Origin of the sequence: Pseudomonas paeninsulae, assembly GCF_035621475.1 — a bacterium.
In the GTDB taxonomy this organism is placed as follows: domain Bacteria; phylum Pseudomonadota; class Gammaproteobacteria; order Pseudomonadales; family Pseudomonadaceae; genus Aquipseudomonas; species Aquipseudomonas paeninsulae.
Window position 1 is genome coordinate 2,698,274 of record NZ_CP141799.1, and the last position, 15,128, is coordinate 2,713,401.

Annotated in this window: 15 protein-coding genes; 8 read left to right on the top strand and 7 right to left on the bottom strand. The window is 62.0% G+C overall.

Translation table 11 applies throughout. The features are described from left to right. Positions 1 to 41 precede the first annotated feature (41 nt). A complete protein-coding gene (exaC, locus tag VCJ09_RS12470; RefSeq protein WP_324730519.1) occupies positions 42 to 1,562 on the bottom strand; it encodes an acetaldehyde dehydrogenase ExaC in 1,521 nt (506 codons plus the stop codon). Positions 1,563 to 2,488: 926 nt separating this feature from the next. Here exaC and pqqA point away from each other — a divergent pair. From pqqA to VCJ09_RS12495, 6 genes are all read left to right on the top strand, one after another. Then, positions 2,489 to 2,563: a pyrroloquinoline quinone precursor peptide PqqA gene (gene pqqA, locus VCJ09_RS24795; protein WP_003282509.1), complete on the top strand. Its 75-nt coding sequence runs from the start codon at positions 2,489 to 2,491 to the stop codon at positions 2,561 to 2,563. A gap of 58 nt (positions 2,564 to 2,621) precedes the next feature. Further along, positions 2,622 to 2,915: a pyrroloquinoline quinone biosynthesis peptide chaperone PqqD gene (pqqD, locus tag VCJ09_RS12475; RefSeq protein ID WP_324730520.1), complete on the top strand. Its 294-nt coding sequence runs from the start codon at positions 2,622 to 2,624 to the stop codon at positions 2,913 to 2,915. Beyond that, positions 2,854 to 4,029, top strand: a complete 1,176-nt coding sequence (gene pqqE, locus VCJ09_RS12480) for a pyrroloquinoline quinone biosynthesis protein PqqE (protein WP_456107303.1) — start codon at positions 2,854 to 2,856, stop codon at positions 4,027 to 4,029. Before pqqD ends, pqqE begins: the two co-directional genes overlap by 62 nt. 88 nt (positions 4,030 to 4,117) lie before the next feature. Beyond that, positions 4,118 to 4,618 carry a urate hydroxylase PuuD gene (locus VCJ09_RS12485; RefSeq protein ID WP_324730522.1) on the top strand — a complete coding sequence of 167 codons (501 nt, stop codon included), beginning with the start codon at positions 4,118 to 4,120 and terminating at the stop codon, positions 4,616 to 4,618. After that, positions 4,596 to 5,717, top strand: a complete 1,122-nt coding sequence (gene serC, locus VCJ09_RS12490) for a 3-phosphoserine/phosphohydroxythreonine transaminase (protein ID WP_324730523.1) — start codon at positions 4,596 to 4,598, stop codon at positions 5,715 to 5,717. The genes VCJ09_RS12485 and serC overlap by 23 nt, the downstream gene beginning before the upstream one ends. After that, positions 5,710 to 6,564 carry a phosphoserine aminotransferase gene (locus VCJ09_RS12495; RefSeq protein WP_324730524.1) on the top strand — a complete coding sequence of 285 codons (855 nt, stop codon included), beginning with the start codon at positions 5,710 to 5,712 and terminating at the stop codon, positions 6,562 to 6,564. The genes serC and VCJ09_RS12495 overlap by 8 nt, the downstream gene beginning before the upstream one ends. Positions 6,565 to 6,743: 179 nt before the next feature. Here VCJ09_RS12495 and VCJ09_RS12500 read toward each other — a convergent pair whose 3' ends face one another. Further along, positions 6,744 to 8,519, bottom strand: coding sequence for a methanol/ethanol family PQQ-dependent dehydrogenase (locus VCJ09_RS12500; protein ID WP_324730525.1), 1,776 nt, complete (start codon positions 8,517 to 8,519; stop codon positions 6,744 to 6,746). 403 nt (positions 8,520 to 8,922) lie between these two features. On the opposite strand from VCJ09_RS12500, the gene VCJ09_RS12505 reads away from it, so the two are divergent. Beyond that, positions 8,923 to 10,296 carry an IS1182 family transposase gene (locus VCJ09_RS12505; protein WP_324730526.1) on the top strand — a complete coding sequence of 458 codons (1,374 nt, stop codon included), beginning with the start codon at positions 8,923 to 8,925 and terminating at the stop codon, positions 10,294 to 10,296. A gap of 171 nt (positions 10,297 to 10,467) precedes the next feature. After that, on the top strand, positions 10,468 to 11,706 hold the full coding sequence (locus VCJ09_RS12510; RefSeq protein WP_324730527.1) for an ABC transporter substrate-binding protein: 1,239 nt from the start codon (positions 10,468 to 10,470) through the stop codon (positions 11,704 to 11,706). Between the two features lie 282 nt (positions 11,707 to 11,988). Here the strand turns inward: VCJ09_RS12510 and VCJ09_RS12515 are convergent, their stop codons facing one another. The 5 genes from VCJ09_RS12515 to VCJ09_RS12535 all read right to left on the bottom strand — a co-directional run bounded on the left by VCJ09_RS12515 (position 11,989) and on the right by VCJ09_RS12535 (position 15,011). Next, a complete protein-coding gene (locus tag VCJ09_RS12515) occupies positions 11,989 to 12,306 on the bottom strand; it encodes an EthD family reductase (RefSeq protein ID WP_324730528.1) in 318 nt (105 codons plus the stop codon). Between the two features lie 113 nt (positions 12,307 to 12,419). Next, positions 12,420 to 12,809, bottom strand: a complete 390-nt coding sequence (locus tag VCJ09_RS12520) for a hypothetical protein (RefSeq protein WP_324730530.1) — start codon at positions 12,807 to 12,809, stop codon at positions 12,420 to 12,422. Positions 12,810 to 12,849: 40 nt separating this feature from the next. After that, positions 12,850 to 13,752, bottom strand: coding sequence for a substrate-binding periplasmic protein (locus VCJ09_RS12525; protein WP_324730531.1), 903 nt, complete (start codon positions 13,750 to 13,752; stop codon positions 12,850 to 12,852). A gap of 5 nt (positions 13,753 to 13,757) precedes the next feature. Then, complete coding sequence (gene pedF, locus VCJ09_RS12530; protein WP_324730532.1) at positions 13,758 to 14,177, bottom strand: cytochrome c-550 PedF; 420 nt, start codon at positions 14,175 to 14,177, stop codon at positions 13,758 to 13,760. Positions 14,178 to 14,573: 396 nt separating this feature from the next. Then, positions 14,574 to 15,011, bottom strand: coding sequence for a cupredoxin domain-containing protein (locus VCJ09_RS12535; protein WP_079202081.1), 438 nt, complete (start codon positions 15,009 to 15,011; stop codon positions 14,574 to 14,576). Positions 15,012 to 15,128: the final 117 nt, after the last annotated feature.

Sequence of the window (15,128 nt, forward strand, 5' to 3'; positions counted from 1 at the left end):
CCGGCGCACGGGAGCACGTGCGCCGGGGAGCAACATCAGGCTCAGAAGAAGCCCAGCGGGTTGATGTCGTAGCTGATCAGCAGGTTCTTGGTCTGCTGATAGTGGTCGAGCATCATCTTGTGGGTCTCGCGGCCGACGCCGGACTTCTTGTAGCCACCGAACGCGGCGTGCGCCGGGTACAGGTGGTAGCAGTTGGTCCATACGCGACCGGCTTTGATCGCCCGACCCATGCGGTAGGCGCGGTTGATATCGCGGGTCCACAGACCGGCGCCCAGGCCGAACTCGGTGTCGTTGGCAATCGCCAGGGCTTCGGCTTCGTCCTTGAAGGTGGTGATGCCCACCACCGGGCCGAAGATCTCTTCCTGGAACACGCGCATCTTGTTGTTGCCCTTGAGCAGGGTCGGCTGAATGTAGTAACCGCTGGCCAGGTCGCCTTCCAGGCGCTCGGCCGCGCCGCCGGTGAGCAGCTCGGCGCCTTCTTCCTGGGCGATCTGCAGGTAGCTGAGGATCTTGTCGTACTGCTGCTCGGAGGCCTGGGCGCCGACCATGGTCTCGGTGTCCAGCGGGTCGCCCCGCTTGATCAGCTTGATCTTCTTCATCACCTCGACCATGAAGGCGTCGTAGATCGACTCCTGCACCAGCGCGCGGGATGGGCAGGTGCACACCTCGCCCTGGTTGAAGAACGCCAACACCAGACCTTCGGCGGCTTTTTCGATAAAGGCCGGCTCGGCGTTCATGATGTCTTCGAAGAAGATGTTCGGCGACTTGCCGCCCAGCTCCACGGTGCTCGGAATGATGTTCTCGGCGGCGCACTTGAGAATGTGCGAACCGACCGGGGTGGAGCCGGTGAAGGCGATCTTGGCGATGCGCTTGCTGGTGGCCAGGGCCTCACCGGCTTCGCGGCCAAAGCCCTGGACCACGTTGAGCACGCCCGGCGGCAGCAGGTCGCCGATCAGCTCCATTAGCACGGTGATCGACAGCGGCGTCTGCTCGGCTGGCTTCAAGATCACGCAGTTGCCGGCAGCCAGGGCCGGAGCGAGTTTCCAGGCGGCCATCAGCAGCGGAAAGTTCCACGGGATGATCTGCCCGACCACGCCCAGCGGCTCGTGGAAGTGATAGGCGGCGGTGTGTTCGTCGATTTCGGCGGCGCTGCCTTCCTGGGCACGGATGCAACCGGCGTAGTAGCGGAAGTGGTCAGCGGCCAGCGGTACGTCGGCGTTGAGGGTTTCGCGCACGGCCTTGCCGTTGTCCCAGGTTTCGGCCACGGCCAGCAGTTCGAGGTTGGCTTCGATGCGGTCGGCGATTTTCAGCAACACCAGCGAACGGTTCTGCACTGAGGTCTTGCCCCAGGCATCGGCGGCGGCATGGGCGGCGTCCAGGGCCAGCTCGATATCTTCGGCGCTGGAGCGGGGGAACTCACCGATCAGTGAGGCATCGACCGGGCTGGTGTTGTTGAAGTACTGCCCCTTGAGCGGTGCGACAAACTCGCCACCGATGAAGTTGCCGTAGCGCGGCTTGAGGTTGATAACTGCGCCTGGTGTTCCGGGTTTAGCGTAAATCATGGTGGTGCCCTCTCTTGTTTGTCGGAGCCTGTCCGTGGACGTGAAACAGGTCATGGTTCGATATTAGAAAGTCGCCGGCTCGGCCGGTATGCGTCCATGGCACAGAACCTCTCCTCATTTGGTAGTAGATGCGCAGGTTGTCTATGCCAAGCGTTTGCCCGCCCAGTCGGCACTGCCGCTGGAAAATTCAGCGTAGCTGCTTCTGCTAGCGCATGCCGTCGACATCCGGGCAAAGCAGATGCAGAGGCGCGCCAAGCAAGAGCGGCAATACACACCTGTATGGAGTTGGCAGCCAAAGCTGCATAAGGTTCGATCCGGCATGGATGCTCTACCCCGCTGCGCCTGAGAGCTTGGGAACAACTCTCACCTACTGCGGTAGCCTGCAAACGCCCTACGCCCCGAACAATTACTTCGTGCGATCCGCGATTCGCAGGGTGTCACTCGCCGCAGGCAGTGCACCATTGATCACAGGTACGACACAAATCAGCCGAGATATCGCTGCGCTCCGAGCGAAATGCTGCGCTGTACGTTGCTGCGCCCTGCTGCGCACGTAGGAGACTGCCTCGCGACGGCGCTCGCTAGGCTCAGAACCTCTGAGCCTCGGCAGAGCCGACAGCTTATGTTCGGCGAAGAGTTCACATCAGCAGAAAACTTGCCAACCAAGTTTCAATTTTCATTCGGATGGCAATCAGACACATCACCCGAGAGACAAAAGGCACTTACCTTACTGGCCAACTACGCATTCACCATTGATTAAAATCAACAACAGGGCAGCTTACTGTAACTATTCAAAACACGTAGCAAATTTACTACCAATTAACCGGGCAGTTAATTCCAAAGTCTTATTAATATTCGCCAGTACTTGCCTGTAGCCTCGATTTGCAACACCGCAAACAGTGAACTTACCCCATAACAGGAGATAGGCCATGCAGTGGATAGATCCGGACTTTTGCGACCTGCGTCTGGGCTTCGAAGTCACCGCGTACGTTTACGTGCGCTAAGCCGTTAACCCGGCGGAGCGCCTGCGATGGCGCCTCGCCGCACCAGCCGCGAGGCGCCATGACAACTGTTCCGATAGACCCGGCAGACCGTTTCGAAATCCGCCCACCCTTCATGTTCCGCTGGGAACACTCGCAACACGCCCATGTTCTTCTGTATCCGGAAGGCATCGTCAAATTGAATAAAACTGGCGGCGATATTCTCAACTGCTGCGATGGCCAGACTAACGTAGCCGAATTGATCGAGAAACTTGGCGCACTGTATGAAGTAGCCGACGCGAATGTAATCAGCAATGGCGTCCTGCGTTTTCTGGAGGTGTCCCGTGGCAAAGGTTGGATCCGAATTAAGACTTGATGGCAATGGCAATCCGGTCTGGTTGTTACTTGAATTAACCTACCAGTGCCCGTTGCAGTGCGTGTTCTGCAGTAATCCGCGCAACTTTGCCGATTATCGCCGCAATGAGTTGAGCACGGCCGCGTGGATCGACGTGATGCGCCAGGCCCGCGCGCTCGGCGCCATGCAGATCGGTTTCTCCGGCGGTGAACCGACGCTACGCAAGGATCTGGAAACCCTGGTGGCCGAAGCCGATCGCCTGGGCTACTACACCAACCTGATCACCTCCGGCATCGGCCTCACCGAGGCCCGCCTGCGAGCACTCAAGGACGCCGGCCTGCGGCATATCCAGCTCGGCTTCCAGTCCACCGACCGGGCTACGGCGCAACAACTGGCCGGCGTCGATTGTCTGGAGCGCAAGCTCGGCATGGCCCGCGCCATCAAGGCCCATGGTTTCTCGATGGTGCTCAACGTGCCCATCACCCGGCAGAACATCAGCCAGATCCCAGAAATCATCGACTTCGCCGCCGAGCTCGGGGTGGACTACATGGAACTGGCCAACGTGCAGTACTACAACTGGGCACTGCTCAATCGAGAGCAGTTAATGCCGACCCGTGAGGAGCTGCAACGCGCCGAAGCCCAGGTGCAAGAGGCCCGCGAGCGTCTGGGTGATCGCCTGACCATCTTCTTCGTCATCCCCGATTATCACGAAGGCCGACCCAAGGCCTGCATGAACGGCTGGGGCGCCATCCACCTGACCATCGCGCCTAACGGCGACGTGCTGCCCTGCTCCCAGGCCAGCAGCTTCAAACACCTGGATTTTCCCAACGTGCGCCAGCAGCGCCTGGGCGAAATCTGGCACGACTCGCCAGTGTTCAACCTGTACCGCGGCGATGCCTGGATGCCGCAGCCGTGCCGCAGCTGCGACGAGAAGGAACAGGACTTCGGCGGCTGCCGCTGCCAGGCGCTGTTGCTCACCGGCTCCGGCGCCAATACCGATCCGGCGTGCAGCAAGTCGCCGTATCACCACCTGGTGCGTCAGGCGGTGGCCCTGGCGCAGCAGGCTCCGCGCCCTGCGGGCCCGCTAATTGCGCGCCACGCCAGCCAGGGGGTGAACCTTGAAACTGCCCCATGATTCCTTCGCCGGCACCCTCGGCGCCGGCCTCGCGCTGACCCTGGGCTGTTATCTGCTGCTCAGGTTCTGGCTGATATAGGAACTACCCATGACCGTTATCGACCTGCTGGCTCGCTACGCCCACCTGCTGTTCGCCCTGGTCTGGGTCGGCCACAATTATGCCAGCTTCATCCAAAACCCCAGGTTCGTGGCGCTGCAGAACGGCATCGACACCCTGACCCTGAATCGCGACCTGGAACAACGGATGAAGCGCGAGCACGGGATCTTCCGCTACGCCTCACTGGTGGTCTGGCTCTCCGGCCTGCTGATGCTCTGGCAGCGCGGCTGGCTGGCAGACGCCCTGCTGCTGCAAGGCCCGCTGGCGGTGATCGGCCTCGGCGCCTGGATCGGCACCCTGATGCTGCTCAATCTGTGGCTGGTGCTCTGGCCGCAGCAGCAGAAGCTACTGGGTTTCGTCCCGGCCAGCCTGGAGGAGCGGGTGCGCTGCTCGCGGATCACCTTCCTGTCCTCGCGCAGCAACACCATTCTGTCGATGCCCCTGTTGTTCCTGATGGCGGCTGGTGGTCATGGCCTCCAGCTGTTTTCCTGACGGCGCGGCCGCGGCCTGCAGCGGCGAGCGCTACAACTTCGCCGCCGGGCCGGCAATGTTGCCGTCAGCGGTGCTCGCGCAGATCCGCGAAGAGCTGCCGGACTGGCAAGCCAGCGGCCTGTCCGTGCTGGAACAGCCGTTCACCGGCTCGCCCTTCAAAGGTTTGATGCACCAGGCCGAACAGGGCTTGCGTGAACTGCTGGGGATCCCGCCGAATTACCGCGTGCTGTTCATGCATGGCGGCGCCACCTGCCAATTCGGCCTGCTGCCGTTGAACCTGCTCGCTCCCGGCCAGTCGGCCGATTATCTGGAAAGCGGTTATTGGGCAACCAAGGCGATCGCCGAAGCCCGCCGCCATGCACCGCTGAATATAGTCGCCAGCGGTGCCGGGCACGGCTTCCGCGCGACTCCGCCACTCGAGCAATGGCGCCTCGACCCACAGGCCGGCTACTGCCACATCACCAGCAACGAGACCGCCAACGGCCTGCAACTGCAGCACTTCCCCGAATTATCGGTACCGCTGGTGGCGGACATGAGCTCGGACTTCCTCACCCGCCCGCTGCCGATCGAGCGCTTCGGCCTGATCTATGCCAGCGCGCAGAAGAACCTCGGCGTGGCCGGCCTGTGTTTGCTGATCGTGCGCGACGACCTGCTCAAGGCGCCACGCGCCGGGCTGCCGTCGCCGTTCAGCTACGCCCTGCAGGCCGAACAACAGAGTCGCCTGTGCACCCCGCCGACCTTCGCCCTCTACTGCGCCGCCTTGATGCTGCGCTGGACCGGCCAGCAGGGCGGACTCAAGGCCATGGCCCGCGCCAGTCTGCACAAGAGCCGGTTGCTCTATCAGCACATCGACGCCAGCGACCTCTACCACTGCCGCCAGCGACCGGCGGATCGCTCAGCGATCAATGCCTGCTTCCATTTGCATGATGAACGCCTGCTGCCGGTTTTTCTCAGGGAGGCCGAACTGGCAGGCCTGCTCAACCTGCAGGGCCACGCGGCCGTCGGTGGCGTACGAGCCAGTCTGTATAACGCCATGCCGTTGGCGGGCGTCGAGCACCTGCTGGCATTCATGGGCGACTTCGAGCGCCGTCATGGCTGATGCCACGCAGCGCATCGCCCACAAGCTGGCCCTGCATCTGGCCTGCCTCAGCGCCCGCTGCCTGACGGCGCCCGCCTTCGAGCGCCCCGTCGAGGTGATGGGCCTGCATTTCGCGGCACCGTTGGGCATTGCCGCCGGCTTCGACCGCTTTGGCCGGCTCGCCCGCCAAGCCGGAGCATTGGGTTTCGGCTTCAATGAAATCGGCAGCCTTGATCTCGCCGCGACGGCCCGGCTGTCGGCGCGGGCGCTCACGCGTGGAACCGCGCGACTGGGGATCAACCTCAGCCTGGCCCCGGACATTACCCTCACGACGCTACGTGCCAGCCTGGCCCGCGCCTGGCCGCTGGCCGACTACCTGACGCTCAACCTGATCGGTCCGAGCAGTGCGGCGCTGCTCGGCATCGAGCAGCGCCCGCTGCTGCGCCAGCTGCTGGCGGCGGCGCGCACCGAGCAGCAGCGTCTGGACCGGCCCACGCGCCGCGTGCCGCTGGTGGTCAAACTGCGCTGCCTGCCCGGCGAGGTGCCGCTGGAGCTGGCCGAACTGCTGTTGGAATTGGGTTACGACGGCCTGCTCGTCGCCCATGATCCCGGCCCACCGGCTACCCGCCAGCGCTACCACGCCTGGCAGAACGACGTCCGTCAGGCGCAGGCCTGCGCGCAGATCGAGCAATTGCGGCGCTTGGGCGGCGGACAACTCGCCCTGATGTCGGTCGGCGGTATCCAGACCGCCGACCACCTCCAGGCCCGGCTCGCCGCCGGAGCCGAACTGGTGCAGGTGCACAGCGTCCTGCTGCATGGCTGGCCCTGGAATGTGCAGCGCCTGCTCACTGGCGGCAGGCCTGCGTAACCGCCGAGCCGCACCCTCCCCGTGGCGCAGCGCGTAGCCTTGATGCAATCCGGGGAACTCTGCAGATCGGCACCAGAATTTCATCAGGGCAACGCAAGCGCGAAAACCTGAACGTCAGAAAGCACAAGGCCGACTAATACGCCGGCCTTGTGCCTCATTTGTGCCTCAGCGATAAACCATCAGTGCTTGGCCACCAAGTCCTTCGGCAGCTTGAAGGTCCAGAGCATGCCGCCCTGGTTGAAGTTCTTCACCCGCTTGGCCACTTCGCCGCCCCACAGCGGCACCGCGCCACCCCAACCGGAGAGTACGGAGACATATTGCTCACCATCCATTTCCCAGGTAACCGGGGAGCCAAGCACGCCGGAACCGGTCTGGAATTCCCAGACATTCTCGCCGGTCTTGGCGTTGAAGGCCTTGAGGAAGCCTTCAGGCGTGCCGGTAAACACCAGGTTGCCCTTGGTGGTCATCACCCCGCCCCACAGTGGCGCGTAGTTCTCCTGGCGCCAGACTTCCTTGCCGGTTTTTGGGTCGATGGCGCGCAGCACGCCGATGTAATCCTCGTTCAGCGGACGGATGGTGAAACCGGCGCCGAGGTAAGCCGCGCCCTTCTTGTAGGCGATCTCCTCGTTCCAGATATCCATGCCCCACTCGTTGGACGGCACGTAGAACAGCCCGGTGTCCTTGCTGTAGGCCATTGGCATCCAGTTCTTCGCGCCGAGGAAGGCCGGTACGGAGAACACGCTGCTGCCCTTGTCGGCACTGCCCGGTGCGCCTGGACGGTTGCTGTCGTCATAAATCGGCCGGCCGTTCTTGTCCAGACCCTTGGCCCAGGTGATCTTGTCGACGAAGGGGAAGCCGCGGATGAACTTGCCATTGGTGCGATCGAGCACGTAGAAGAAGCCGTTACGGTCGGCGGTAGCCGCGGCTTGGACGGTCTTGCCGCCTTCCTGGTAGTTGAAGGACACCAGCTCGTTGACCCCATCGAAGTCCCAGCCGTCGTGCGGGGTGGTCTGGAAGTGCCACTTGATGGTGCCGTCGTCCGGGTTCAGGGCCAGACGCGAGGACGAATAGAGGTTGTCGCCAGGACGCAGGTGCGAGTTCCACGGCGCCGGGTTACCGGTACCGAACAGCAACAGGTTGGTTTCCGGGTCGTACAGGCCGCCTAGCCAAGGCGCCGCGCCGCCGGTTTTCCACAGGTCGCCCGGCCAGGTCTTGCCGGCTTCGCCGCCGGAGATGCCGTTCTCGATCTTCTTGCCGTCCTTGTAGATGTAGCCCATGTGACCTTCGACGGTCGGCCGGGTCCACAACAGTTCGCCGTTTTTCGGGTCATAGGCTTCGATCTTGCCGACGATGCCGAATTCGCCACCGGACACGCCGGTAATCAGCTTGCCATTGATTACCAGCGGCGCCGCGGTGATCGAGTACCCGGCCTTGTGATCGGCGACGCTCTTGCGCCACACCACTTTGCCGGTGTCCTTGTTCAAGGCCACCAGCTTGGCGTCCAGGGTGCCGAAGATCACCAGATCGCCATACAACGCCACACCCCGGTTGATCACGTCGCAGCACGGACGGATGTCATCCGGCAGGCGCGCATCGTATTGCCAGAGTTCCTTGCCGGTGCGCGCATCCACCGCAAACACCCGCGAGTAGGAGGCAGTGACGTACATCACGCCGTCCTTGATCATCGGCTGGGCTTGCTGGCCGCGCTGCTTTTCACCACCGAAGGACATCGCCCAGACTGGACGCAGGTCCTTGATATTGTCGGTATTGAGGATATCCAGGGTGCTGTAGCGCTGGCCTTGCAGGCCCATGCCGTTGGTGACGATCTGGTTAGTGGAATTCACATCGTCGAGAATTTCCTGATCGGTGACCGCCCACGCCGACACGGCGGGGAGGAGCATGGCGGCGCACAGTGCACTCAGCACGAAGGGCTTGCGTAGACCGGAGTGTTTCATTGCGGTTACCTCTGCGGGTTAATTGTTATCCCCGGGATGTTTTCCCGGTCTGCCGCTAATTCTTCGCCGCAGGGCCTCACACAACAATTGCACGCAGTACCGATTTAACTACTCCCTTGGTAGCAATACTCGCCGACCACCCGGCCACAACCATCGCTCTAGCGGTGCCCGTCAGTCCAAGATTCCAGCCGCAAGTGATCCGTTTTAAGCGCACCGATCTGGTTGCCGGCAACACAGCGATCGCATTCAACGCCGCTACAACCGCCGAAACCACTCGCTAACCCGACTTAAGTGCCACCCTGACCCCCTAAAAAGAGCATACCCAGCACGCCTCCTAGCAGCCTGTCGGACTTAATCACTGGATTCCAGGATAATCCCGACACCGCCCAGCCGATGCCTCCGCATGAGCCGCTTTCGTCCGATCGACCGCAAGACTGACTACCTGCTCCCGCCATCGATGGATGACTGGCTGCCAGAAGCCCACCTGGCCCGTTTCATTCTCGAAGCCATCGAACGGCTCGACTTGAGTGCGCTCACCCGGCGTTATGGCGGACGCGGCAGCGCCGCCTATCACCCCGAGGTGCTGCTTAGTCTGCTGGTCTATGGCTATGCCACCGGCACCTTTTCCAGCCGTATGATCGAACGCGCCACTTACGACTCGCTCGCCTTTCGCTACCTGGCCTCAGGCAGTCACCCCGATCACGACACCCTGGCCAGCTTCCGCCGCCGCTTCCTCGACGAGTTGGCCGGCATCTTCCTTCAGGTGCTGGAGCTGGCGGGCGAGATGAAGCTGCTCAAGCTCGGCACCATCAGCCTCGACGGCACCAAGCTGCATGCCAACGCCTCACGCCACAGTGCACTGTCCTATGGCCATATCCAGACACTCGAACGCCAGCTCAAGGCCGAAGTGCAGGAGCTCCTGGCGCTGGCTGAACGGGCCGACCAGGCAGAGCTCCCCGTCGGCATCGATCTGCCGGACGAGATCAAACGCCGGCAAGATCGCTTGCTCGCCATGGACGCGGCGAAGGCCAAGATCGAGGTGCGCGCCCGTGCGCGTTTCGAGCAGGATCAGGCCGCCTACCAAGAGAAGCTTGTCAAGCGTGCGGCGCGCACGGCAGAAACGGGCAAGAAGCCCGGCGGCAAGCCGCCCAAAGCCCCAGTGGAAGGGCCTACCGAACACGACCAAATCAACCTCACCGACGAAGACTCGCGCATCATGCGGGTGGCTGGCGGCGGCTTCGAACAGTGCTACAACGCCCAGGCCGCAGTGGATACCGACACCCTGTTGGTGGTGGCGCCAGGCCTCACTCAGGCGGGCAACGACAAGCAACAAGTCGTCCCCATGCTGGCCGAGCTTAAGGCGCTACCGGAGTCATTGGGTCAGGTGAACGTGGTGCTCGGGGACTGTGGCTACAACAGCGAAAGCAACATCGCCGCCTGCGAGGCGGCGGGAATCGAGCCCTACCTGGCGGTGGCACGCGAAGATCATCACCCGCACTGGAAGGCGCGCTTCGAGGAGCTGGCAGCGCTCGACGCTGATGCCACAGTGCAACAACGCATGGCGCACAAACTCAAGAGCCAGCCGGGGCGCCGCCTCTATGCGCTGCGCAAACAGACGGTGGAACCGGTGTTCGGCATCATCAAGTCGGTCATGGGTTTTCGCCAGTTTCTGCTGCGAGGCAAGGACAAGGTGAGCGGCGAATGGCGCCTGGTATGTCTGGCCTGGAATTTGAAACGCATGGCCGTTTTGCGCCACAAATCCGTCCAGTGTGGGTAGAAATGAACTAAACCCGCTCGTTCTCAGGAAATTCGGGGCAAAAAAGCCTGGAAATACCTCAATAGTGGGGCGAGTCGCTTCGCCTCACTATTGATATCCCCGTTCATGAACTCAAGTCCGACAGGCTGCTAGCGTTTAGAAAGTGACACCCCCACGCAAGGAGAAAGCCCCATGGGCCGCGTCATCGCATTGTGCTGTCTGTTACTCAACTGCCTGGGCAACAGCCTGCTGGCCGAACCGATCAAAATTGGCCTCAGCTACCCACGCACTGGCAACTACAAAGCCGAAGGCCTGGAGTTGCATCGCGGCGCCTTGATGGCGGTAGCGGCCATCAACAACAGCGGCGGCCTGCTCGGACGCCCCGTGCAGCTACTGACACGCAACAGTGCCTCGCGTGCGCAGACCGCGCGGAGCAATATCGAACGCTTCGCCCGTCAGGACGCACAGATGGTCTTCGGCGGCGCCACCAGCGAAGAGGCTATCGCCTCCGGCAAACGCGCCCGGGAACTCGGCCTGGTGTATTTCGCCACGCTCAGCTATGCCAACGAAGTGACTGGTCGTGAGGGCCATCGCTACCTGTTTCGCGAGTCCAACAGCGCCTTGATGAGCGCCCGCGTACTCGGCGAATACCTCGGCTGGAACATGCCGCGCCAGCGCTACCACTACATCATTGTCGACGACACCTGGGGCCGCAGCATTGAGAGCGAATTGCGCGTCACCACCGGCAGCCAGGATCGTGCCCGCCACGGGCGCAGCGCCCTACCCTCACCGGTCGCATTGCGTCGACATTATCTGGAGGCTCTGAACAAGGCCGCCGCCAGCGATGCCGAGATTCTGGTACTGGCCTTACTCGGTGAAGACCTGCTGCATAGCATGCGTCTGGCGCACAGCCTGGGACTGCATAAACGCATGCAGATCATCGTCCCGCACCTGAGCAAGAGCATCGTGCAACAGGCCGGCCCCAAGGTCATGCAAGGGGTGATCGGCACCGAGTCCTGGACCTGGAAAGTACCTACCCAGGAGGACAGTCCGGCTGGGCAAGCGTTCGTCGACGACTACATTCGCCTGTATCAGGAATATCCCGACAGCGCCGCCGCCTCGGCCTACGGCATCGTCCAGCAATGGGCCGATGCCGTGCGTCGCAGCGCTAGCCTGAATAACGAAAAGTTGATCCGTGCCCTTGAAGACCACCGCTACAGCCTGCTCAAAGGCCCACAACAATGGCGCGCCTTCGACCACCAGAATGTGCAGAGCATCTATGCCGTCAGGGTCAAGAGCCGCGATCAGATCATGCAGGATCCGCTCAAACAGGATTACTTCGAGATCATCCACCAGATGTCCGGCGAGGCCGCCGCACTAAATCACGACGACTGGCAGCAGGAACGCGGAGAAGAGCTGGAGCTGCAGTAGCAGCATTGCCCAGGCCGGTGGACGCCTCCCCCTGCGGCTGGCACAAGCAGAGCGACACTCCATCGAAGTGTTGCTGGCGGATATATTTGCTACCCCTGGCTGAACGCGGTGCCTGTTAGCGGCTGATCCAGGCCTTGAAGGGCAAGCCTTCGGCGAAGTTGGCCCACGTCATCAACACGCAGGCTCGTAACGCCAGTAGCAGGGCTCCGCGGCTGTGAAAACAGCGAACGCCTTCGCGAGATCATCTCCAGGCGTTCGTGGCAAGGCGTGCTGCGTGAGGGCTCAGGGTGCCAACTTGACCTCGCTGATCTGGATCATTGGCTGGCTATCGGTGAAGTTAGACAGATCGGCCATGATCCGCTCTGCATGAGGTGCAAAGCTCTTCTGGAAGCTCTCCACACTGTCGAAATACAGATGGCCCATGGCGACGAAAGGTGCCGGGGTATTGGGCCCGGCGCTGCTCAAGCCCTGGTCCACGGTGATTTCCTTACAGGCATCGCCCAGGCACTTGCGCACTATGTCCATGTGCTGGCTGCAGTAGTAGCCGAAGTCGAAATGCACGCCGGGGTTGTTGGGGTAGAGCACACTGACTTTGATCATGCTGGTTGTCCTTGTGGTGATAGACCCATTTGCGGCTGCGGCCGCTGCTACAGAATGGCGCAAAACGCACCCAAGTGCTCTACAGCGCCGCCTTGAACTCATTACCGTTGTTGTCACGCAGCCACAGTTCGGTCCGGCTGAGGGTCGAGAGCGTAAAACCGTTCGAGCCGGACCGGTAGCGCAGCGCTGGTATCGCACAGCTCGGTCTGGCTGGGGAAGAATTCGGGGATGCCGCCGACCGGCCCGTAGTCCATCGGGTGCGCGATCTGCAAGGGCTGGCGGCAGCACCTACTCGCCGGGGTAAAATCGAAGAGACGCGGAAGCGGGTTGAGCTCGGCCCAGGCGAGAATCTGCACCACCTGGCCGTCGAAGACACTGGCATCGACCTGGATCGGCAGCTGTCGGGCATCCTTGACGAAGGCAGCGTGAGCAGCCTGACCCGCTGCTCGAAGACCCAGGGTGGACAACGCCAACAGCCCGAACGAACGCCAGTCCTGCGCCATCACCCACCTCCCGTCATGACCCGCAACCGCGAGCAATGCGTTAGTCGACGTCCTGATACAACCCCGGCAACTCGTATTGCAGGCCGTACTGCCCGTAGAGGGCCTTCACCTGGCCATCGAGAATCAGCTCTTCGAGCTTTTCCTCCAGGGCGTAGGCCAGCTGCCGGTTGCTTTCGTGCACCGCCATGCCGATATCCCAGACCTGCTTGCCCATCTTGGGGTAGGCGTTCTCGGCCAAGGCGAGATGACTGTCTGCGGCCTGCTTTACCTGCCAGTCGATCTCGCCGCGCATGGCCATCACCGCATCGACCTCGCCCTTCTTCATCCCGGCAAAGGCGGCCTGGGGATTGCTGAAGTGATGGGTCTTGCCACTGAGCATGCCGTCGAACACCGAGGACAGGTAGAAAGACGGTACGCTGTCGACCTCGACGCCAATCGGGTGTTGCTGGAACACCGCCACGCTGGGCACAGACTTGAGCCGGCGCTGGTCGTAGGCGACCTGCCAGCGCTCGCGCTGATAGGGGCCGAACATCACCACCTGTTCGTTGACCAGTTCGCCGAACTCGTTGCTCATGTTGGAAAACTCGCGATCGTAAGGCACGCGCAGCATCACGTCGGCCAGCACATCCGGGCGCAGGTAATGCCCGCGCCAGATATAGTCACGCAGATCGTCGTCGAGCTTTTCCCCCGGTGGCGCCCAGATCAGCTGCAGCTTGAGCCCCAGGCCCGTGGCCAAAGCCTGGGCTAACTCGTAATCGACGCCGCGCGGCTGACCATCCTGCTGGAAGCTGTAAGGCGGGAAATCCTTATAGAGGGCGACCTTGAGCACACCGGACTCGATGATCGAGTCATAGCTGCGTATTGGCGCCTGGGCTTGGGCCGGTGCAGCCACCAGACCCAACGTACAGAGCAACGCACTCAACAGCAGGACAGTCAGGCGCATGGCCATTACTCCTCGACGTGCACGCTCTCCAGGTAGCTGCGTACAGCCCACAGTGCTTCCTGGCTAAGATAATCGGCCATCTTCGGCATATACACCCGGCCGTCACGCACCGCACCGTTGATCACCCGCTCCTTGAACCACTCATCGCCCATGGCGCCGACTTCGAGCAGGCGCAGATCCGGGGCGATGCCGCCAGACTTGGCTTCCAGGCCGTGGCAGGCCGCGCAATTCTGGTTGTATGCCGAGGCGCCAATTTCAATCGCTTTGGGGTTGTCGCGGTAGGGGTTCTCTTCCAGCCACTCTTCACCCAGCGGTTCCAGTCCGGGGGTCTTGACGTCTTGCGGCACCACATCGCCATGCGCCCAGAGAGTGGCCGAGAAAGCCAACAGCAGCAGGGCGGCACCGGTTTTTTGTTTGATTTTCATGATCGAGACCTCTTCGAATACACGCAGGACAGGCGTTATTGAGCTTGCTTGTAACCATCTTAGAAAGACCTGGGCGCGCACCGAATGCTGCTTTGGTGGCCCGTGCCTAGTCCCTTGGTAGTAGGGCTTGTGGCGGCCGTCAGGCAGGGCTTGCGCAGCAAGGCTGCGGGTATCGACGGCTATCTGGCGGCAAACAGCTGGGCTTCAGCGCGGCGTCGTGCAACACCTGACCGAGCCCCGGGCATTGCTGTGTGCAGGAGCCGGCCAGTCGCATGGTGTAGCTGCCAAGCAAACAACGTTGCGCGAGCACCGTCGGTTGAACTCGCTGTCCGCCGGTAAAGCGTCAACGCCCAGGAGCGGCGAACCTGAACCGCGACCGCCTATTTGCGCGCGGCCTTACTTGACCACGAAGTAGCCGAGCATGCCCTTGCCTTCCAGCCCCTTGGCGAAGAAGCGGAATTTGCCGGGTTTGATCGGCACGAAGAAGATTTCCGCCTCGCCGGCGTCCTCGAACTCGAGTTCGGTAAGGGTGATCGCCTTGATCTCCACGCCACCGGCTTCGACCTTGCGCAGAAAGATCGAAGTGGCGAATTCCGGCGCCTGGAACGCGTACTCCTTCTGCCCGCTGGCGATGATTTTCAACTGGTAGGCCTTGCCTGTTTCCAGTTGGTACTCCCTCTGCGACATGCTGTAGTCGCTCTCTTCGCTGCCCAGGCGCAAGTCCGCCAGCGCGGTGCCGCGACGGGTCAGGTCGCCGGCGGCATAGATAGTGTCGAAACCGATCAGGCTGCAAATCAGTAGCACGGGGAGAAACAGCGCTTTGAGAATACGCATGGACATCACCGATTATTGTTATGGGTCGATGCAGCCATGCTAAAACCCCTTGCCCCGGACCGGTTTACTACCTTGGTACAGGCCGCCTGGTACTTTGTGCATATTTCCCCAGCCGTT

Excerpts from the sequence above, each read along its gene's own strand:
- exaC (WP_324730519.1), bottom strand. The coding sequence starts at position 1,562 with ATGATTTACGCTAAACCCGGAACACCAGGCGCAGTTATCAACCTCAAG.
- pqqD (WP_324730520.1), top strand. The coding sequence starts at position 2,622 with ATGACAACTGTTCCGATAGACCCGGCAGACCGTTTCGAAATCCGCCCA.
- pqqE (WP_456107303.1), top strand. The coding sequence starts at position 2,854 with ATGGCGTCCTGCGTTTTCTGGAGGTGTCCCGTGGCAAAGGTTGGATCC.
- VCJ09_RS12485 (WP_324730522.1), top strand. The coding sequence starts at position 4,118 with ATGACCGTTATCGACCTGCTGGCTCGCTACGCCCACCTGCTGTTCGCC.
- serC (WP_324730523.1), top strand. The coding sequence starts at position 4,596 with ATGGCCTCCAGCTGTTTTCCTGACGGCGCGGCCGCGGCCTGCAGCGGC.
- VCJ09_RS12495 (WP_324730524.1), top strand. The coding sequence starts at position 5,710 with ATGGCTGATGCCACGCAGCGCATCGCCCACAAGCTGGCCCTGCATCTG.
- VCJ09_RS12500 (WP_324730525.1), bottom strand. The coding sequence starts at position 8,519 with ATGAAACACTCCGGTCTACGCAAGCCCTTCGTGCTGAGTGCACTGTGC.
- VCJ09_RS12505 (WP_324730526.1), top strand. The coding sequence starts at position 8,923 with ATGAGCCGCTTTCGTCCGATCGACCGCAAGACTGACTACCTGCTCCCG.
- VCJ09_RS12510 (WP_324730527.1), top strand. The coding sequence starts at position 10,468 with ATGGGCCGCGTCATCGCATTGTGCTGTCTGTTACTCAACTGCCTGGGC.
- VCJ09_RS12515 (WP_324730528.1), bottom strand. The coding sequence starts at position 12,306 with ATGATCAAAGTCAGTGTGCTCTACCCCAACAACCCCGGCGTGCATTTC.
- VCJ09_RS12520 (WP_324730530.1), bottom strand. The coding sequence starts at position 12,809 with ATGGCGCAGGACTGGCGTTCGTTCGGGCTGTTGGCGTTGTCCACCCTG.
- VCJ09_RS12525 (WP_324730531.1), bottom strand. The coding sequence starts at position 13,752 with ATGCGCCTGACTGTCCTGCTGTTGAGTGCGTTGCTCTGTACGTTGGGT.
- pedF (WP_324730532.1), bottom strand. The coding sequence starts at position 14,177 with ATGAAAATCAAACAAAAAACCGGTGCCGCCCTGCTGCTGTTGGCTTTC.
- VCJ09_RS12535 (WP_079202081.1), bottom strand. The coding sequence starts at position 15,011 with ATGCGTATTCTCAAAGCGCTGTTTCTCCCCGTGCTACTGATTTGCAGC.